Origin of the sequence: Secundilactobacillus kimchicus JCM 15530, assembly GCF_001433995.1 — a bacterium.
Taxonomy (GTDB): Bacteria; Bacillota; Bacilli; order Lactobacillales; family Lactobacillaceae; genus Secundilactobacillus; species Secundilactobacillus kimchicus.
On the sequence record NZ_AZCX01000001.1, the window covers coordinates 466,454 to 486,001 of the forward strand.

22 protein-coding genes are annotated in these 19,548 nt (G+C 44.7%); 6 read left to right on the forward strand and 16 right to left on the reverse strand.

Annotation, left to right across the window (positions count from 1 at the left end; all coding sequences use genetic code 11):
• Positions 1–2: 2 nt before the first annotated feature.
• From rsmH to FC96_RS02365, 3 genes are all read right to left on the reverse strand, one after another.
• A complete protein-coding gene (rsmH, locus tag FC96_RS02355; RefSeq protein ID WP_056941858.1) occupies positions 3–956 on the reverse strand; it encodes a 16S rRNA (cytosine(1402)-N(4))-methyltransferase RsmH in 954 nt (317 codons plus the stop codon).
• A gap of 20 nt (positions 957–976) precedes the next feature.
• On the reverse strand, positions 977–1,408 hold the full coding sequence (gene mraZ, locus FC96_RS02360; protein WP_054659724.1) for a division/cell wall cluster transcriptional repressor MraZ: 432 nt from the start codon (positions 1,406–1,408) through the stop codon (positions 977–979).
• A gap of 201 nt (positions 1,409–1,609) precedes the next feature.
• Complete coding sequence (locus FC96_RS02365) at positions 1,610–1,960, reverse strand: DUF3397 family protein (RefSeq protein ID WP_056941859.1); 351 nt, start codon at positions 1,958–1,960, stop codon at positions 1,610–1,612.
• Between the two features lie 173 nt (positions 1,961–2,133).
• Here FC96_RS02365 and FC96_RS12670 point away from each other — a divergent pair, with 173 nt between their 5' ends.
• Complete coding sequence (locus FC96_RS12670) at positions 2,134–2,259, forward strand: DUF4044 domain-containing protein (RefSeq protein WP_082593153.1); 126 nt, start codon at positions 2,134–2,136, stop codon at positions 2,257–2,259.
• A 38-nt stretch (positions 2,260–2,297) separates the two neighbouring features.
• Here the strand turns inward: FC96_RS12670 and FC96_RS02370 are convergent, their stop codons facing one another.
• Together FC96_RS02370 and FC96_RS02375 are read right to left on the reverse strand one after the other, a co-directional pair.
• Positions 2,298–4,619, reverse strand: a complete 2,322-nt coding sequence (locus tag FC96_RS02370) for an FtsK/SpoIIIE family DNA translocase (RefSeq protein ID WP_056941860.1) — start codon at positions 4,617–4,619, stop codon at positions 2,298–2,300.
• Between the two features lie 24 nt (positions 4,620–4,643).
• Positions 4,644–5,159: a tRNA (cytidine(34)-2'-O)-methyltransferase gene (locus FC96_RS02375; RefSeq protein WP_056941861.1), complete on the reverse strand. Its 516-nt coding sequence runs from the start codon at positions 5,157–5,159 to the stop codon at positions 4,644–4,646.
• A 332-nt stretch (positions 5,160–5,491) separates the two neighbouring features.
• Here FC96_RS02375 and rpsN point away from each other — a divergent pair, with 332 nt between their 5' ends.
• Entirely contained in the window at positions 5,492–5,761 is a 270-nt protein-coding gene (gene rpsN, locus FC96_RS02380; protein WP_054659728.1) for a 30S ribosomal protein S14, read from the forward strand.
• Positions 5,762–5,805: 44 nt separating this feature from the next.
• On the opposite strand, the gene FC96_RS02385 is transcribed toward rpsN, so the two are convergent.
• Positions 5,806–6,966 (reverse strand): AI-2E family transporter, encoded by a 1,161-nt coding sequence (locus FC96_RS02385; RefSeq protein WP_156403129.1) that lies wholly within the window; start codon positions 6,964–6,966, stop codon positions 5,806–5,808.
• An 81-nt stretch (positions 6,967–7,047) separates the two neighbouring features.
• On the opposite strand from FC96_RS02385, the gene FC96_RS02390 reads away from it, so the two are divergent.
• Positions 7,048–7,647: a copper homeostasis protein CutC gene (locus FC96_RS02390; RefSeq protein ID WP_054659732.1), complete on the forward strand. Its 600-nt coding sequence runs from the start codon at positions 7,048–7,050 to the stop codon at positions 7,645–7,647.
• Positions 7,648–7,712: 65 nt separating this feature from the next.
• On the opposite strand, the gene FC96_RS02395 is transcribed toward FC96_RS02390, so the two are convergent.
• The 3 genes from FC96_RS02395 to yjbM are packed head-to-tail and all read right to left on the reverse strand — an operon-like array spanning position 7,713 to position 10,103.
• Positions 7,713–8,654: an RluA family pseudouridine synthase gene (locus tag FC96_RS02395; RefSeq protein ID WP_056941862.1), complete on the reverse strand. Its 942-nt coding sequence runs from the start codon at positions 8,652–8,654 to the stop codon at positions 7,713–7,715.
• Positions 8,641–9,453 carry an NAD kinase gene (locus tag FC96_RS02400; RefSeq protein ID WP_056941863.1) on the reverse strand — a complete coding sequence of 271 codons (813 nt, stop codon included), beginning with the start codon at positions 9,451–9,453 and terminating at the stop codon, positions 8,641–8,643. The genes FC96_RS02395 and FC96_RS02400 overlap by 14 nt, the downstream gene beginning before the upstream one ends.
• 2 nt (positions 9,454–9,455) lie before the next feature.
• Complete coding sequence (yjbM, locus tag FC96_RS02405; protein ID WP_056941864.1) at positions 9,456–10,103, reverse strand: GTP diphosphokinase; 648 nt, start codon at positions 10,101–10,103, stop codon at positions 9,456–9,458.
• A 289-nt stretch (positions 10,104–10,392) separates the two neighbouring features.
• On the opposite strand from yjbM, the gene FC96_RS02410 reads away from it, so the two are divergent.
• The gene (locus tag FC96_RS02410; protein WP_056941865.1) at positions 10,393–11,004 is read left to right on the forward strand and encodes a DsbA family protein; all 612 of its coding nucleotides are present in this window, start codon (positions 10,393–10,395) and stop codon (positions 11,002–11,004) included.
• A gap of 61 nt (positions 11,005–11,065) precedes the next feature.
• On the opposite strand, the gene FC96_RS02415 is transcribed toward FC96_RS02410, so the two are convergent.
• From FC96_RS02415 to FC96_RS02445, 7 genes are all read right to left on the reverse strand, one after another.
• Positions 11,066–11,941, reverse strand: coding sequence for an IS3 family transposase (locus FC96_RS02415; protein ID WP_156403130.1), 876 nt, complete (start codon positions 11,939–11,941; stop codon positions 11,066–11,068).
• A complete protein-coding gene (locus FC96_RS02420; RefSeq protein ID WP_056941866.1) occupies positions 11,938–12,441 on the reverse strand; it encodes a helix-turn-helix domain-containing protein in 504 nt (167 codons plus the stop codon). The genes FC96_RS02415 and FC96_RS02420 overlap by 4 nt, the downstream gene beginning before the upstream one ends.
• An 83-nt stretch (positions 12,442–12,524) precedes the next feature.
• Positions 12,525–14,336 (reverse strand): oligoendopeptidase F, encoded by a 1,812-nt coding sequence (gene pepF, locus FC96_RS02425; RefSeq protein ID WP_056941867.1) that lies wholly within the window; start codon positions 14,334–14,336, stop codon positions 12,525–12,527.
• Between the two features lie 51 nt (positions 14,337–14,387).
• Positions 14,388–15,422 carry a competence protein CoiA gene (locus FC96_RS02430; protein WP_056941868.1) on the reverse strand — a complete coding sequence of 345 codons (1,035 nt, stop codon included), beginning with the start codon at positions 15,420–15,422 and terminating at the stop codon, positions 14,388–14,390.
• Positions 15,423–15,492: 70 nt separating this feature from the next.
• Entirely contained in the window at positions 15,493–16,176 is a 684-nt protein-coding gene (locus FC96_RS02435; protein ID WP_056941869.1) for an adaptor protein MecA, read from the reverse strand.
• Positions 16,177–16,333: 157 nt separating this feature from the next.
• Entirely contained in the window at positions 16,334–16,738 is a 405-nt protein-coding gene (gene spx / locus FC96_RS02440) for a transcriptional regulator Spx (protein ID WP_054659738.1), read from the reverse strand.
• A gap of 134 nt (positions 16,739–16,872) precedes the next feature.
• Positions 16,873–17,610 carry an MBL fold metallo-hydrolase gene (locus tag FC96_RS02445; protein WP_056941870.1) on the reverse strand — a complete coding sequence of 246 codons (738 nt, stop codon included), beginning with the start codon at positions 17,608–17,610 and terminating at the stop codon, positions 16,873–16,875.
• Between the two features lie 94 nt (positions 17,611–17,704).
• On the opposite strand from FC96_RS02445, the gene FC96_RS02450 reads away from it, so the two are divergent.
• Positions 17,705–18,199: a hypothetical protein gene (locus FC96_RS02450; protein ID WP_056941871.1), complete on the forward strand. Its 495-nt coding sequence runs from the start codon at positions 17,705–17,707 to the stop codon at positions 18,197–18,199.
• 64 nt (positions 18,200–18,263) lie between these two features.
• Entirely contained in the window at positions 18,264–19,481 is a 1,218-nt protein-coding gene (locus FC96_RS02455) for a DUF2075 domain-containing protein (protein ID WP_056941872.1), read from the forward strand.
• Positions 19,482–19,548: the final 67 nt, after the last annotated feature.

Consider the following 19,548-nt stretch of genomic DNA (forward strand, 5'->3'; position numbering starts at 1 on the left):
GTTTATCTTATTGTTCGGCTTTTTTCAATAACTCTTAGTTTTGCACTATGAGCGCGATGATTTTCTGCCATCTCAGCTTCACTAGGCACTATCGGTTTGCGCGTAACTAACTTAAAGTCAGGTTGTAGTTCATCTGGGACCACCGGTAATCCCGGAGGTAACTCTGGCAAGCTACTCTTCTCTTTAAACATTGATTTAACAAGCCGATCCTCTAATGACTGAAACGTTATCACACTAATTCGTCCCCCCGGATTCAACAGTGATAACGCTTGTTCAAGTGATGTCTCTAACGCACCCAATTCATCATTGACTGCGATCCGAATTGCTTGGAAGACCTTTTTCGCTGGATGACCTCCATGCCGCCTAGCTGCCGCTGGAATGCCTTCTTTTATGATGTCCACAAGTTGCTCGGTTGTCTCGATCCTTTTAGTCTTACGATACTGCTCAATTTTTCTTGCGATCGGTTTGGCAAAGCGCTCCTCACCATAGCGGTAAAAAATGCGCACCAAATCTTGGTACGACCAGTCATTCACAACGTCTTGCGCAGTTAACGTTGCGGTCTGATCCATTCTCATATCTAACGGTGCGTCATATCGGTAACTAAATCCCCGACTAGCATCATCGAACTGGGGTGAACTAACCCCTAGATCATAGACGATTCCATCGACACCGGTGACATGACGAGCTGCAAGTTCCCCCTGTATGTTTCGAAAATTTGCATGGATCAATATGACACTGCCTGCTTGAATTTCCTTAGCAAACCGATTGGCATTAAAATCGATTGCCGTTTGATCTTGATCGAACGCAAACAAGCGTCCTGTCGTCAGCTTTGAACTAATCTTTGAGCTGTGACCGCCGCCCCCTAGCGTGCAGTCCACATAGTCGCCGCTCCCCGTTATCTTCAATTCGTTAACCGCTTCATTTAACAAAACCGTTTCGTGATTAAACGTGGCCACGGTGACCCTCCTTTCAAAGCTTAAATATCAAAATCCATTAAATTCTCCGCAATATCGTCGAAGTTTTCTTCAGCACTGTCAGCAAATGATTGCCAACGCGTCTGGCTCCAAATTTCAAAGCGGTCAGAAACCCCAACGATGATGCATTGTTTCTCTAATTCCGCATGTTTCGCCAATGGACTAGGAATATTAATTCGGCCCTGCTTATCGAACGTGCACTCAGTAGCGGCAGAGTAGAAAAACCGGACAAAGGCCCGGGCATCTCGCTTATTCAGTGGCAATTGCGATAACCGTTCTTGAAGTTTTTCCCAACCACTCATCGGATACCCAAATAAGCAGCCATCCATTCCTCGAGTTACCACAAATTTTTCCCCTAATTCACCACGAAACTTTGCTGGAATAATCAGTCGGCCTTTGGAATCAATTGTATGCTCAAACTCGCCCATGAACATCGTTAGATTCCTCCCCTCCCACTGATATATTCAGTCTACCACAAGTCCCCACTCCCTACCACATTCCCCCAAAAAAATTCTAAAAAAAGCAAAAAAACAACCGATCTTTATTACTAAGATCGGTTGTATCCCCGTTATATCAATGATTATGTAGTTTTTAGTTTGGGTGGGGAATGGTGGGGACTTCCACCCATTTTTCGGTTACTTCAACCAGGGCATGGCGAGAATCGTGGCAATGTAACCCAAGAACAGATAAACACCACTTAGTCGCAAGAACAAGACTAGAAATTTGCGCCACAGGATTTCGCCTCGCTTAGCCGCCAAATAACACGTGACGCCAATTCCGAGAATCGCCCACCCCATCAACAGATAGGCCCACCAGGGAAACGTCCACAAATGAGCTAGTTGCCAAATGAAAAACGCCAGAAAAAAAGGTAACCCATCCCGAAACCGAATTTTTTTAAGTTTGGGACTGCGACCAACCCTTTGGATGAGTTTCACAAGTACCCAAGCGCCAACCAAAACAATTAACTGCATCATTACAATTCCCACGGTTTGCTCCGCCTTTCGTCAATTTTAACTTTCCCATTATAACGGTGTTTTAATTAACATTCAAATTGAGATCTGATGAGTGCCCCGGATTTAAGTCATTATTTAAATTGCATTTCTAAGCATTCCACGTTACACTTACGACAGTAATCTTTTAAATGGGGTTGTGACTCAATATGAAATCTTCAAAGAAAAAAAAGTCAACATTCCAGAAAATAACTATGGTTTTTGTCTGGTTAATGATTATCGTCACCGTATTTTCAGTCTTCGCTGGGGCCGCAGGGTCACTAGGATTATTCTAAATAAAAAAGCCATCGGATACGAATTCCGATGGTTTTTTTTATTCTTCCGGTTTTGCTTTATAAACTTGTCGGGGCTTGCTCCCCTCCTGTGGCCCAATGAAACCACCTTGCTCCAAGTCATCGATCAACCGGGCAGCGCGGTTATAGCCAATTCGAAAGTGGCGTTGTAATAACGAAGTACTAGCTTTTTGCTCATTAACAACAAACTCAAGGGCTTCATTAAACAATTCATCGTCCGAACTGTCAGCATTTTCGGCAACTTCCTCATCACTGACCATCATCTGCTCGTCATAGTCAGCCTGCTGCTGATCCTTAATAAAGGTCACCACACGCTCCACATCCTGATCCGGGATAAAGGCCCCTTGAACTCGGATTGGCGTGTTTTGGTCAATCGGTAGATAGAGCATATCCCCTCGACCAAGCAGTTTTTCAGCACCATTGCTATCAAGAATTGTTCGGGAGTCTACCCCGCTTGAAACGGCAAAGGCCATTCGCGACGGAACATTGGCTTTTATTAACCCCGTAATCACATCAACAGACGGCCGTTGCGTGGCCAATATCATATGAATACCGGCTGCCCGCCCCATTTGGGCTAGGCGAATAATGGCATCTTCAACCTCGTTGGAAACAGTCATCATCAGGTCGGCCAACTCATCCACAATAACCACGATATAGGGCAATAGCGGTAACGGTTTATCGCTCGTTTTGTTTTGTTCCTGAACGTATTGGTTATACCCCGAAATCTTTCGTTGACCGACCTTTGAAAACAGATCGTATCGCTGCTCCATCTCGTGAACCACTTTGTGAAGGGCCCGTGCCGCTTTTTTCGGTTCCGACACAACCGGCGTTAGCAGGTGGGGAATACCGTTGTAGACACTCAATTCAACTTTTTTGGGATCAATCAACATAAGCTTAACCTGGCTCGGTTTAGCATTCATTAGGATACTGACGATGATGCCATTAATGGCAACTGACTTACCGCTCCCAGTAGATCCGGCAATTAGCAGGTGGGGCATCTTGGTTAAATCGCTGCTGATAACCTTTCCTGTCACGTCCCGACCTAGCGGGACTTCCAACGGATGGTTTGCTGAATGTGACACTGCCTCACTCACGTCCCGAAACGACACTGTCGCCACTTCCCGGTTAGGCACCTCAATACCAATTAAGGATTTACCTGGAATAGGCGCTTCAATCCGAATATCTTTAGCCGCCATCGCTAAGGCAAGGTCGTCCGCCAAATTAACGATTCGTGACACTTTCACGCCAATGGCCGGATGAAGCTCATATTCGGTCACTGATGGTCCTAAATTAACATGCCTGATTTCCGCATCGACCCCAAAACTGTCTAAGGTTTTTTCAAGCACTTTCGTATTCTTTTCAATTAATTTATAGTCATCTGTTTGGTCATTTTCGGTAACCGGTGTTAACAAGTTCGAACCCGGTAACTGGTAGTTAGGATCATCATCGGCAACTTGAATCATGGAGGATTCCTCAAATTCTTCATCGTTTTTTGGCTTAGACTGATTTTGATCCGCCGCAACGTTAATCGTGACGGGTTGGGCACTAGCTGACTTTGTCGGCTGTTTTTGATCCAGCACAGGTTCAGGCAACGTCTTATCCTCCGGGGCTACCAAAGGCGTCTCATCGACTTTAACCGCCTTCCGGGCAGGCTTTGACTGCGATTTTGACCGGTCGCGAGCACGACGCTCAAACCACGCCTGACACACTTGGTAAAGCTGGGTCAGGTGAGTCCCCAGCCAAATTGCCATTTTCTGAATGATCTGTAAAACCCGAACAAATGGAATGTCGAAGAAGATTAGGCCGCCGGCAACCATCACCAAAATCGCTAAGACCTGAGAGCCTAGAAAAGCAACTAGAAAATGTGTTAGCGTTAACATTAACGCCCCAAACATCCCGCCGCCTAAATCAAGGGATAAGCTGCCGTGACCCAGATCAGATGCCCAGAGTTGCCAAGTATAGGCTAAAAATCCAGTATGTTGACCGGCTGATAGAAACATCGTCACGTGACTCATTAGTAACCACCCGGCTAAAGCAAGGCCGCCCCCCCACCAATAATGGGCCTTAAGGCTGGGCCAAACACCCATAATCAAGAGCGTTAACCCAAGCGCACTTATTAAAAGAGCCAGCAATAAATAACTATTCCCGACAAATAATCGGATGACATTAGCCACTAACGTTCCGACGAAGCCGGCCTGAAAGAGGGCTAGTAAGCTCAACGAAAACAAGCCTAACCCTGCTATGTTAAGTTCATAATGCAGTGCCTTAGCCTTTTGTGTTGTTTTTTTGGGCCGCCGTTTGGTGGCTGTCGTTCGTTTTGTTGACTGGCGTTTTGCTGCCAAAATGCGTTCCCCCTGTGTTCAATCTCACTTTAGTTTATCATTTTCATAGTGGTGGCTGCGCTCCAAGTTATTAAAGTTTTGCTGCCGGAGAACCTCGTAAATTACAATGGCTGCTGAATTTGACAAGTTTAACGCCCTAATATGGGAATCATCTTGGGGAATTCGGATTGCCTTTTCGCTATGTTGACGCATAAACGGTTCTGGTAACCCGGTTGTTTCCTTGCCAAACATAAAGTAAAAATCCCCCCCAGCCACGTCGGTATAATTCGGGTCCGTATAGGCTTGGTCCGCAAACTTGGAGACCAAAAATAACCGGCTCATATCGTGAACCGTCGCCATGAACGCCGCCAAATTATCGTGATAAACGATGTTAACTTTGTCCCAGTAATCCAACCCGGCCCGTTTTAAATGCGCGTCATCCACTGAAAACCCGAGTGGTTCGATTAAGTCTAACGTGGTGTCGGTTCCTGCACAAGTCCGGGCAATGTTGCCCGTATTGGCTGGCATAAGCGGTTCAAATAATACAATGTGGTTTGCCATAACTGTTCCTCGCTTTAAATAAATTAGAATGCTTCGCATAAAAAAACGCAACCCCTCGGTGTTATCACGGCGAGGAACTGCGTTAATGAAGTGCGAATTCGAGTATAGCTGACGACTGGTCGACATCTACACCCGAACGATTTCTCGACTAATAACTTAACACTATTTTATAATGATTGCAAGAAAATCCCAGATAGCCACTATTCTAAAAAAGCAAGAAACCAGTTTTAAATAGTAGCAATTACGATTATGTTGTGTTATCCTAAAAAACAGTTTGTTACTCATCGATATTCGTCACAGCACCAGACACTATTTGATGAAGGAGAATCTCAATGGCTAAGAAATCTAAGATTGCAAAAGAAAAACGAATTGAGGAAACGGTTGCTAAGTACGCCGCTATCCGTAGTGAATATAAGAAAAATGGTGACTATGCCGCTTTAAGTCGGCTACCACGAAATGCATCACCTACCCGAATTCATCATCGAGATCACTTGGACGGCCGGCCTCACGCTTACATGCGAAAGTTTGGCATGTCACGCTTGAATTTCCGACAACTAGCCCACAAGGGCCAAATTCCCGGTATTAAGAAAGCTAGCTGGTAAATTTCAGGGTTCGTCCCTCGCGATTGCGAGGGACTTTTTTTGGCTCATTTGGTCGAATCTGCAGGCGCCTCAAACTGACTTTGACTTTGATACCAATGAAATATTTCGGTCCCTATCACTTTTAACACTGCATATCCGGGGATTCCCAAGATAACGCCGACAATCCCAAATAATTTTCCTGATGCGAGCAAGATAAAGATAATGGTGACCGGGTGAATTTTTAACGTGTTTCCTAAAACGAGCGGGGAAATAATCCGGCCTTCCAAAGTTTGCTCAATCACAAAAACAATTAGAACCTTTAATAACATTACAGGCGAAACAAAAGCGCCAATGACAATGGCTGGCACCATGGCCAAAAATGAACCAAGGTATGGAATTAAATTTAACAAACCCGAAGCAATCCCCAGTAGTAACGCAAACTTCATCCCAATAAGCCCGTACCCAATTGCAAAGATAACCGCCACAAAGAAGGCGACAGTTAACTGACCGCGCACGTAATTACTGACTTGCCGATTCATGTCCGTTAGGATTCGCAAAAACGAGACCCGCTTGCGGACTGGAATGAATTGTACCATGTATTCTGGCAATTGATGGCCATCTTTTAACAGGTAGAACAAGACAAATGGTGCGGTTATGACGGCGATTGCAATGGTTGAAACGTGCGAGACAACGTGACCAATTGAGTTCAGGGATGTTTGGACAAAATTGGATCCCCCACTCTTAAAGAAATTGTTGACCTGATCATTGATATCGGTCAGTTGATGGCGAATGGCATCAAATTCGGAACCACTTAGTGATTGCAACACAAATTGCTCCGTATGATGCCAATAAGTTGGCCAATTATTAATAAGCCCCGTCAACTGCTCCTGAACAACCGGGATTACCGAAAAGATACCCCAAGCAATCAAACCAAAAATAACAACAAAAACAACCGTAATTGTCACGAGTCGGCTAATATTAAATCGATGCTGAAGCCAATCAACCAGGGGATTAATTAAGTAATACCCCACTCCCGCAATAATGACCGGAACGCCCAAAATATCAAATAAGCTCTGAATGGGCGCCCACAATCCTGGTAGTTTGCTTAAAATCAAGACGTTTAACAAAATGAGCAGTAATACTAAAAGTGAGACCACGACTTTATTATCTAAAAACCAACTCGTGAACCACGTTCTAATCTTAGGTCTTGGTTGCTTCAATATCATTCACCTCATCAATAAAGATTGTTATAATCGATTGTAGCATACTAAAATCGATAACCTGCCACAGGAAAGGAACTTAATTTAATGATCAAAATGCCACTCATTGAAAACGCGACCCAGTTACCTGAGTTAGTTGGTCAAGCCGGTCTGCGCCATCTCTTAATAACCGATAATTTAACCAACGGTGGAACCACCGTCAGTAAGGGCGTCATGGCGGAAAGCATCCGCTATGCTCACGAAAATGGGGCCAGTCTGGACTTTGTCATTCGGCCCCGGATTGGTCAGGCCCAATACACCGACACCGAGCTAAAAATCATGGAGGCCGATATTCTGGAGGCCCAACAACTTGGGGCTGATGGCGTCGTAATGAGTGCCCTCGGCCCAGACAACACCCTGGATACTGATGGTTTAAACAACCTAATTGCCGCTGCTGGCGGTATGACACTAAGCTTCAACCATGATTTGGATACCTTAACTGAAACGGACCAGACGGCCGCCTTGGATTGGCTGGCTGCCGCTGGCTTTGACCGGGTCTTAACGACCAATTTTGATCACTTATCTGATCGCATTAAACTGGCGCAAGACAAGGGTCTCAGCTTGGTCCCCATTAGTTCTTCGACGTCCGCAACTGAGACTCTTGTGGCAAGCGCTGCTCTTAACTACGTCATTGAAATTCAAAAGTAATCAGTAATTTTAATCAAAAAAGTCGCGACCGTGCTCAAAATAAAGAGCGCCCCATCGCGACTTTTTTAATTTTTATTAGCCATGGTCACAGCACTAAGCGGCTGCCCCGGTTGCCGTGATTCAAAGGTCACCGCCCGTGCTAAATCTGAAGGTAAGGGCGCGTAACACGTCACAGTAGTGGCTGCAAACGGATCATAGAAGGTCACGCTGGCGCAGTGCAGGGCCTGCCGGTGAATAAACGGATCGGTCTGCTGACCGTATAAAAAATCACCAACCAATGGGTGCCCAAGAGCGGTTAAATGCACCCTAATTTGGTGTGTCCGCCCCGTGTGCAATCGTAGCTTGAGCAACGTTGTCGCCCTCATTTGTTTGACGACCCAGTATTCCGTTAAGGCCGCCTTTCCATCCGTCCGAACCATCCGTTTAACAAACGAACCCGGCTGCCGGCCAATCGGTTGATTGATCGCCCCATGCCGATTTTTGAATCGACCTTTAGCCAATGCAATATACATTTTTTTGAGGCGATGCTGTTTTAGCTGGGTATCTAGGACAGTATGCGCAAAATGATGCTTTGCAAAAATAACCACCCCGCTTGTTTCACGATCAAGCCGCGTTACAATATGAGTCGTCTGATTTGCCGCATGAGTCGTGACAAGGTAACCCTTAACGCGGTTAACCAGCGTATCGTCCGGATACAAATGCGACGGAACCGAAGCAATTCCTGCTGGCTTATTGACCACCAAAAAGTGCTCACTCTCAAATAAAATCGCTAAGGGTTCAAAGGAAGGAACAATCCGGTCATTTCCCGGTTCCGGTGGTAACTTAACTACTAATTCATCACCCTGGGTTAACTTACGAGTCACCCGGACCGGTTCGTCATTGACCCGAATATCGCCGCCGTTAAACTTAATGGACTTCAACAACGTTCGACTGATACCCCGTTGGCGGACAAAGGTCCTGACGAACATTGGTGCGCGTCCCTCATAGCGCCAACTAAAGGTTGTCATTACGTTTTACCCCAATAAATGATTCGGAAACTCGACGCCAGAATTGCGTGTGCCGGTACTGCGCAAAATTGATTCGCTTTTTCGAAATCCGGAATCCGACCTCTTTGATGGCCCGGTTTTCAACTAAAATTTGATCGCAAGTCAGCAAATTCTCCCGCGAACGCACCGGTTCAATTCGAACCCATTCGTCAGGCGATAAAATAAGCGGTGACCCCAAAGTTCGAAACACACGATTGTTAATTGACGCGATTTCCGAAATTTGAATTGCATCCAATCCCGGACTTAATACCGCACCGCCGGCTGACTTGTTATAGGCCGTTGAACCAGTTGGTGTGGACACACAAAGCCCATCACCCCGGAAAAGCTCAAATAGCTCATCCTTGATGTAGACGTTAGCCATCATCGTTCCCGTCACTTTTTTTAGGGTGGATTCATTCAACGCCAACAACTTCTTTTCTTGTTCACCGTCCGCGTACGTGACCCAGATATCCAGCAACGGATAGCTCACACTTTGACCATTGTCGTGGGCCAGACTGTCAACCAACTTATCCACTTCGTAATCTCGCCAATCCGTATAAAAGCCGAGATGTCCCGTATGAATCCCCACAAAGCGAATTTTATCCAGCTGTTCGCTATAGTGGTGAAAAGCAGACAATAATGTGCCATCGCCCCCCACCGTAATGACGATATCTGGGTGGGCATCATCTAATGTCAGATGTTCGAACCGGATTCGGGTTCGCAGAGCATCTGACACATTTTGTGAAGCCCGACCCGAGTTACTAAAAATTGCAATTTTCATGCTCACTCACCCTTTTTGTCCTGTGCATCTGGTCGTTTACCATAGGAAAATAAATGCTGTGCTTCTTGAATTTCTTCTCTAATTTCAGACATTTCGGTATCTAATTTAAAGGCCGCCTCGGCGGCCCGTTGCAGTCGGGCGCTTAATTCCTCGGGAAAATCCCCTTGATACTTATAGTTTAATGAGTGTTCGATCGTCGCCCAAAAGTTCATCGCCAACGTTCTCACTTGAATTTCAGCCAAAATTTTCTTTTCACCCGTCACCATTTGAACCGGGTATTCAACCACAATGTGATAAGACCGATAGCCGCTCGGTTTCTCATTATGAATATAGTCTCGTTCTTCGAGAATAGTCATGTCGGCCCGTTTGCGAAGTAGGTCAACAACTTGGTAAATGTCATCAACAAACTGACACATAATTCGAAGACCAGCAATATCTTGCATGTCTTGTTCTAACCGCTCTTCCGTCACATGTCGGCGAACCATTTTTTCCTTAATACTATCCACTGGTTTGACCCGCCCCGTCACAAATTCAATTGGCGGTCGTTGGTTTTGGTTTTGAAATTGTTTTCGCATGCCACGAAGCTTTACTTTTAACTCATCTACAGCCTGCGTGTATGGCAGTAAAAATTGATCCCATTGTTCAATCACGCTAGTCACCTCAAAACTTCGCATTTCGGCTTTGTTTATTAACTAACAAACCTAAAATCTATTCTATCATATTCTTCTTAATCCGGCGCCATGCAATGATTGTTCATTGTTTAAAACAAAATACTTTACGAATGAGCCAGAATAGTGCATTATATAAGAAGTCGTCGCTACTACCCAATTAAAGGCTCTCTCAATAGGCAACTTGCTTGCAATCAGCTTAGAATGCTTTATGATTACTGTTGTAGTGAGGCACAATAAAAAGTTTATCAAGATAATGGAGGAATAACCCGTGTTAGAAGTGTATCTATTTATTAATCCGCTGGGATCCCGATGTATGAAGTCGGAACGCAGTATATTAAGACTAGCCGGCACGATTTTAGACAACATTTCTTACCAGTTCATTCCGTTGTTGTCACCTAAAATCATTGACTCCCACTTGCGCAACTCTGACGAATTGAGCAACGATCTAACGACTAGAAACGAACAGTTTGAAGTGCATTATAAGACGATATTGGACTACAAAGCAGCGCTTTTTCAAGGAAAAAAGCGCGGTCGCCAGTTCTTAATGGGCATGCAAGACGCAATTGTCGAGGAAGGCCGGGAATATTCTGACGACCTAGCCTTAGAAATTGCGGAACGCTATTCACTTGATTTGGAGATGTTTCAAGAAGACCGGCGCTCGCCGCTGGCACAAAAAGCATTTAAAGCCGACCAACATCTGGCAGCTGAAATGAAAGTAGAATCACCTTCAACAGCAGTAATTTATAATATATCTGTTTCAGATTACGGTCTACTCTTAGACGACGTAACTGACCAAACATTATATAATATCTGTGAAGATCAAGGCCTTTTGAATCAACCACTAATCAATCAAGGCAAGCCGAATCTTCGCGTCTTATAAAAAACGTTCACGGAACTTTGAGGTGTACCCCAAAAGTTAAAGTGAATATTGCTTGTCTTTCCTAGGCGGCAAGTTGTCGATATTTAATCGGCGACTTGCCGCCTAGTTTCATCTGAATCCGTCTGGTGTTGTAGTAGCTAATCCACGATTTAATGGCTTTAATTAATTCTTGCGCAGACCGGTACTGGTTTAGATTGCCTAACTCTACCTTCAGTTTGTTGAAGAAGCTTTCTATACAGGCGTTATCAAGACAGGTAGCACGTCTCGCCATGCTGGGTGTCAGGTTTGCTTTTCGCAACTTGCGTTGCCATACTTTGTGCCGAAACTGCCATCCTTGATCAGTGTGGACGAAACGCTTCATATTCGGGTTAGGAAGCTTTTCAATCAACTCGTTTAAAGGTTGTACTGCGAATTCTAAATTAGGACTATCAGATGTCACTGCGTAGGTCAGAATTTCGTTATTGTAAAGATCCATGATTGGCTCTAGGTAGACTTTTTCCAGTGTTTGGGGAATTTTGAATTCCGTCACGTCCGCAACCATTTTCTGGAATGGGCGGTCCGTACGGAATCGCCTATGCAACTTGTTCTTAACTCTAGTACCTTCCGGTCCTTTAGATGAATCGTACCGTCTACTTTTCTTGTGGTATCCCATACCGTAGATATCTAGTTCATGCATCAGGCGTCGGACCCGTTTGTGGTTAACTAGTACCGAAAATTCGCTACGCAGTAACGAGGTGATTCTTTCAATTCCTAAATGGTTATCGCCTTGCCATAAGTACATGATCAAATCACACAAATGTGCATCCCTAGAAGGCTTTTTAGACTGTCTCCGCCAGTAGAAGAATGTTGCTTCTGAAATCGGTAATACACGGATTAAATCAACTAATTTAAACTTGGCCTTGAGTTCACATATTACTTGCGCGATTTGTTGGTTCATTGCTTCATCGAGGCCAATAATTTTGACGCTTCTAGCTTGATTCTAAGCTCCTGATTCTCGTCTTCTAGTTCCTTAATACGTTGTTGGTCAGTCGTTTTGGACGCTTTCTTACGAATGTTTTTCTTCTTCAATCTTTTCTTATTATCCATAGATGGTTTTCGTCCTTTTGTGATAGACAATAAACCATTTGGCCCCTTTTGGCGATATATTTTTCGCCAAGCCATAATTTGCTGAATCCCTACATAGCCAAATTTAGCCGCTACTTCAGTGTAAGAAGCTCCCGTTTTCTCAGCCCAGCGGGCCAACTTAACGCGATATTCTGACGTCACCTTTGGTGGGTTCAACAATACATCGGTACCGTGAGTCCGGTAAGCAGCTGCCAACATTTGCATTGTCCTTGGATGGATTTGATATTTTTTTGCTACAGTTTTTAGTGACGTAGTCCCTTCAAAATACTCAATTAGTGCTTTCAGCTTAGTTTGTTTCGAAATTTTTGTCATAATAAAACCCCTAAAGTTAAAGTGATTTCACTTTAACTTTAGGGGTAGGCCTCACTTTATCCGTGAACGTTTTTTTAAACCTTTTAAAGCGTCTTGGCGAGCTTTTCAAATTCGATTAATCGTTGTTCGAAAACCTTAAACGCTTGATCCAAATAGTTGGTGGCTGTCATATCCACACCAGCCTGTTTCATCACTTCAATGGGATAATCCGAACTCCCTGCCTTTAGGAAGCCCAAGTAAGCTTCTCGAGCGCCCGGTTTCCCTGTAACGATGCCGTTTGCCAAGGTATTGGCAGCCGCAAAACCAGTTGCATACTGGTAAACGTAGTAATTGTAGTAGAAGTGAGGAATTCGACTCCATTCCAGTTTGATCTCATCATCTGAGATGACCGCATCGCCGTAGTAGCGCTTATTAAGGGCTAGATACTGCTGATTCAAATAATCAGCTGTCAATGGCTGTCCAGCCGCATCTTGTTGATGAATCAAGTGCTCAAACTCGGCAAATTGCGTTTGACGAAATACCGTGCCCTTGAAGCCATCTAGATAATGATTGAGAATAAAGGCTTTTACTTTAGGATCCGACGTTTCATTAAGCAGATAGTCGGTCAGAAGGTTTTCGTTCGTTGTGGACGCAATCTCAGCGACAAAAATTGGATAGTCGCCGTATTGATAAGGCTGGTTGTGGGTTGTGTAAAAACTATGCATACTGTGCCCCATCTCATGGACAAGCGTAAATAAATTCTCTAAGTTGTCCTGCCAGTTCAATAACATGTATGGTGCTGTATCATACATCCCTGACGAATAAGCACCCGATCGTTTCCCCTTGTTTTCAACGACGTCTATCCACCGCGAATTAAAGGCGGTTTGGACGGTTTGAATGTAGTCATCGCCCAAAACACTGAGGGCTTTTAAAGCCATCTGTTGGGCCTGTTGATACGTATAACTGAGGGCCGGCTCACCCATAATTGGGGTGTACAAATCATACATATGCAGTTCTTTAACACCAAGTAATTGCTTTCGTAACGCGACGTATCGGTGAAGCAGCGGCAAATGCTCATTAACCGAGTCAACTAATGAATCAAAAACGCTTTCTGGAATGTGATTTGCAAATAACGCCGCTTCACGAGCATTTGTAAAATGGTGGGCTGTTGCCTGAAAATTATGAGTCTTCACATTTCCAGATAACGTAGCAGCCAAGGTATGTGAAAATTGCCCATAAACTCGGTAGAGTTGTTGAAAGGCCATTTTTCGAACCTCAGGTTTTGTTGATTGAATTAACTGATCGTAAATCCCCTGGGATAACTGTACGGAATGCCCATCATCATCCATAACCACAGGAAATTCCAAATCAGCGTCATTAAGCATACTAAAAGTGTTGCTCGAAGCGTTTAAAGCGTCTCCGGCACTCGCTAATAATTTTTCTTCACCCGCTGATAAAACGTGCACCCGTTGCGTCAGAATTGCTCGTAAATAGTGGCGGTACTTCTGGAGCGTTTCATCGTCGTTCAACCATTGATTGAGTTGGTCCTCTGGCAATGCCATTAACTCTGGCTCAAACCAAGATGCGACTTCAGAAAACGAGGTCGCTAACGTTTGCGCCCGATTCAGCAGCGCTTGATTAGCGGCATCAGCCGTATCCTGATCATGCCGAAGTGATGCATACACGTAGAGCTTTTCCAGTTCACGCATGCTATCCAAAATAGTCCTGACTGCCGTCTCAACGGCTCGGGGTCCCTGATGTAAGGTACCAGTGAGTTCGCTAATTGCCGGTAGTTGGGCCTTGAGAGATTCAAAGTCCGTGTTAAAATCGGCGATTGAAGAATAGATGGGCGTCAGATCCCAAGTCATTTCAGGGTCAACCTCGTCTCGAGTGGGTAATTGTTTAATTTCTGACATACTAATGCCTCCTGTGCGGGTAATACCCTTACTTTAACACATTCGCAACCCTCATGACGCTGATGACCGCTTAAACCATCGATGGTGTTTCCTGATGACCTGTCCATTCGCTTCTAGGTCAGCCATTAAGGCAATGGCCAGAGCATACTGAGTAGATAAAACAGCTGATGACCCCGAAGCCGCTCCATTCGTCAACTCCGTCACTTGCTGGCTCCACCGCCAAAGCTGACGTTCTTTAATCCCCTGGTGCGACCAGTTAGCATCTAATTGAGCTAACAATAATCGCCGCCAAATCACAATTGAGGTTCCTAAAACGGGAGGAATCACCCGCGTCGTCCAACAAACATCCGGAATGACTTGCAAGAGACTGTTTCGCCAATAACAAAACTGCTGCCACCCTAAAAACCGTCGATTTCTAGTTTTTAACCCAATCGTAATTTGGCGCTCCAACAACTGCCGTTCTCGGGCCGTATGCCTAACTTGAATCCAGCCGGTTTCCCGCCACTGTCCAGCAACTAAGCAGTTACTGCGGTAGCATAACCGGTTCAACCAATCGACTTGCAGATTTTTCCAAACTTCTAGGCATTCACAATCCACTCGCCAAAATCGCAGGAGCCAACCATCTCGTTGAGTGAAAACGACAAAGGGGTGGGCTCCTGAGGCCTTTTTAAATCGGTCTCGATACTTTTTCCCCAGTAGCCAAACAACCTCAATCCCTAATTTTCGATAGCCATCAGTCCGCTCTTCTAACCGACTCGTTGATAATGCCGAACACTGAAATTCGATTGCAATCAATCGGTTAGCTCGTCGACAAAGGATATCCGGGCGCTGGGAAATGACACTAAGATAGACTTCTAGATCACCGTTAAACTGCTGTTGAATCTGCCATTTACCACTTAAGTGTTCAGCCGTCTCCGGTTCTTCTTGACGGACACACAGCCCGTTTTTTTGGTGGCTAAAATGGGCAATTTTAACACGCCCACGCTTCAAGACAACTGGCTCATGACATCCAGGACATTCGTAGTCACCACCGCGAACCGCCGCACTTGCAGACACTCGCCTAGACGCCGAATTTGCAATCAGCAAGTCAACTCCCCCTTCCTTCACAAAATTTAACTACGAAAAAAGAGCTGATTTTCATCAGCTCTTTTTGCAGTTACTTACTAAAATATCTTCGTGTCAGCTCCATAGCAGTTTGTGCCATGATCGTTTGTCCATGTTCTTCAAGAACATCAACTGTGACATCAGCCTTGTTAGCATACTCATATGCAACCGCTAATTCATCCTTGATACTCTCTGGCGACGTTTCATTGATTCGAAACGTGAGTTCCAGATAGTAATGGCCTTGGTAGAAATAAAGGCTCGCTGGCGTGTCGGTCAACTTCGTATTCACAGCAATCGAAATCATGTCCTCAAATGAATGAAGTTTTAAGACGACCGTGTGCAACGGTGTTTCACGTTTAGTTGGCTCGTCAGGGACTTCTTCCGGCTCTAAACCTTCCTCATCATCGCGCTGCATGAGTTGTTGTTTTAAGAAATCAGGAACCTCTTCTTGACTAATTGATTCAATTGAATCCTGATTTTCATCAGGCTCATCCTCATCACTACTTTTACTAATGAAAAGTTCAAGGCCATTGCGATTAGGCAATACCTGAAAAGTGACCGCATCTGTCTCCTGAAATTGATGGTCGACGTCGACTTCTTCCAAAACACTGTAAAAGAAGTTTTCGATTTGCTTGTGGTTGCCCAGCAGATCAAGAACGGTAATCCCCCGTTGGGTCAGATCGTCATTACCGATCAACACACGAATTGTATTCTCATTGATACGTTCCATTTCCATGTCTAAACACCCCTTTCTCTGCGGGTCAGAACTTTAACCCCACCATTTTAGTGGAAATCTGGCATTTGTAAAGCAAATAGCCTGTTAAAAGTCCGCGACTATGCAACCTACTTCATATAGGCAGTATAGCAACCTTTCGAGGGGTACGTCAATAGGCCTACACCATATTAGCACGGCGTTTTGCCGCTTCCAATTCTCGGGTACGTGTCTCACGTGGCAGGAACCGCCGAATCTCATCATCATTGAAACCAACCTGCAATCGACGATCATCAAACATGATGGGTCGCCGCAGTAATCCTGGATGTTCGGTGATCAACGTTATAAGCTGACCAACCGACAAGTTGTCCCAATCTAAATCTAGTTGCTGGTACTCTTTGGACCGAGTCGAAATAATATCCTCAGTACCATTTTCAGTCAATTGCAAGATTAGTTTAATCTGCTTGACACTTGGTGCTTTAACGAAGATATTTTGTTCCGCAAAGTCGATATCATGGGCTAAAAACCATGTCTTAGCCTTTCGGCAAGATGTACAACTTGGTGACGTATACAATGTAACTGTCATAAGATGATCCTCCAAACTTTATTCAGGCTTAGTGGGCTACCTCTATTGCCAGTATAACAAGTCGGATCATCATTTATGCTATTTTCACAAAAAGGTCACACTATTCTCCGCTTTTCGTCACAAATTAGCCGCGCTTAAATATCAAAAACTTGATCAGCAAAAGCCCGTTCTACGCGACATGCCGGTGCAGCAGCCTGCGCCTCAGCGACAAGCTGATTCAAATCCCCCGTTTGTGGTAAATGGGTCAAAATAAGCTGCGTGGCACCTGTTGCCATGGCTAGGTGTCCCGATTCACCACTAGTCATGTGCCATTTGGTCCCAGTCTTGTCGTTGAAAAAGTTTGTGTCGGTCAGCAGGGTATCAGCCCCCTTGGCAAAATCTACTAAACCTTCAAAATAAGCTGTATCTGCTGTAAAAACAAGGACTTTCCCACTTGATTTTTCCGTGATTCGCATCGCATACGCCGGAACCGGATGGTGGGTCAGCATAAACGTGACGGCAAACGGTCCAATGTTGACCGGCTGGGTGTCACTATATCCATGGCCTTCAGAAGCATGTGGCCAAGTAAGACTACCAAAATTTAACGGGTCCGACGTCGGACCATATATGGGTAAAACGGCCACGTTAGGGCGCGCCTCATGGAGTTGCCAATAGTATTGAAGAACACCCAGATCTGCTGTATGATCGTGGTGATAGTGGGAAAGTAATACCGCATCTAAAGCAAGCGGATCCATGTGAGTCTCCAATTTTAGCAACGCACCACTGCCGCAGTCCAATAACAGATGAAACTCCCCACTAGATAAAATATAACTACTGGTACCGACGCCGTTAGCTGGGTAACCACCGTAAAACCCTAGAACAGTTAATTTCAATTCACGCACTCCCTTATCTATTTTTTAAACAAATTATTATTATTTTGGAAAGATAACCCGTATACTTAGGGTGAACTAGTTAGGAGGTCGTCATATGATTACTCGAATTAGCATCACTTTCGGCACAAAGGCCGTCCTTGAAACGGTCATTAAAAAATATCCGGACCGGCAAATGTTATTGTTGGACACTTCAGAAAAGGGTGACCAACTCGCGCTATTAGACGTTTCAGGCCAACCATCGGTCTTTGCTTCCCCAGTCCATTATGACATCAAGTTGCACCGAGGGACAGCCGAGTGGCGAGGTTTTTTCAATTTTATGTACTTCAATAACCTATCTCCCGAAGATCAAAAAACATTTAATGCAAAAGCATCTCAATTTGTCAAAAGTCAGCCAATGCCCGATGGCATGCGAGCCGTTTACTTTATGAAAGAAGAAAAGAACCGGTCTAATAACATTATCTTCTCCATTTGGGATTCAGCTGATGATTATCTCACATGGAAACGGACGGCTAGTTTTACTCCCTTCTCTTACTTTACTGGCCCACTTAATAACTTTCACGCTGCCAGTTACCACCAGGTGAATGGCTAACAGTTGAGCTCGACCAACGGCCGGGCTTTTTATATTAATCAAGTTCTGAAAGGAAGAAAGCACCGTGCAAAACGCCGCAATCGAAAAACTATCGCCTGTCCGCCATTTAACGCCTGAGCAAACTCATCTAATTCAGCGCATTAAGGAATTCATCGCTACTCACAAAGGGACAGAACAACCTGCTGTTTTTGTCATTCACGGTGACGCTGGAACGGGTAAGAGTGTGATTTTAAGCCACCTCTTTTTCCAACTTCAGCGAGCAAGTCGTGACCAAACCAGCCCGCTTTATCAGACTAATAACTACTTTTTGGTTAATCATCCAGAACTACTAAAAGTTTATCGGCAACTGGCCGGTGGCCTTCCTGATATGTTAAAGAAAAACTTTGAACGCCCTACAACTTTGATAAATCGAGTCGCTAAAACCAATGAACACATTGATGTGACCATTGTTGATGAGGCTCACTTACTTCTTTCTCAGCCCGATCACTATAACAATTTTTACGGTCATGATCAGTTAACCGAATTACTAAAGCTGACCAAAGTCCTCATTTTAGTTTTCGATGAACATCAAGTACTTCGAACCAAAAGTTTCTGGACCCCCGCTCAATTAAAAAAGCGGTTAGCACCTTATCCAACAGAGTGGGCTCAGTTAAAGCAGCAAATTAGAATGACCGCCTCCCCCAGCCTACTCAACTGGATCAATGCATTTACGGGAGATGGCGAACTACTCGCAATGGATCAAAGCTTTACATCGCACTATGATTTTCGGATCTTTTCAGATGCAGAAGCGATGCGCCAAACCATCATCGCCAAAAATAACCAGGTCGGCTTATCCAGAATTGTGGCCACCACAGGTTACCCTTCAGTTCTCGATGGTGGAAAACACTACATTGAGGAAGGCAATTTTCGACTACCTTGGGACCAATATAATCATACCGCGACCCCGTGGGCAGAAATTCCGTCAACAATCAATGAAGTTGGCTCAATCTACACTGTACAAGGATTCGACTTAAATTACGTTGGTTTGATCTTAGGACCGCCCGTTCAGTTAGCCCCGGATGGCCATCACGTTCTAATTGATCCCGCTAAAAACACTGATGTGGTTTCTTTCAAAGGCCGGGCCCTTTTCAAAGACGACCACCAATACCGATCAGCAGAAATACAAATGATTCGTAACTCAGTCAACGTTCTCATGAAACGCGGCGTATCTGGACTCTATATTTTTACCCATGATCCAGCATTGTCACAAAAGCTCTTAGACGATTACAACGCCATAGTTTAAAAAAACACCAATCACAAATGTGATTGGTGTTTTTGGAACGGTCCGTACGAGACTCGAACTCGTGATC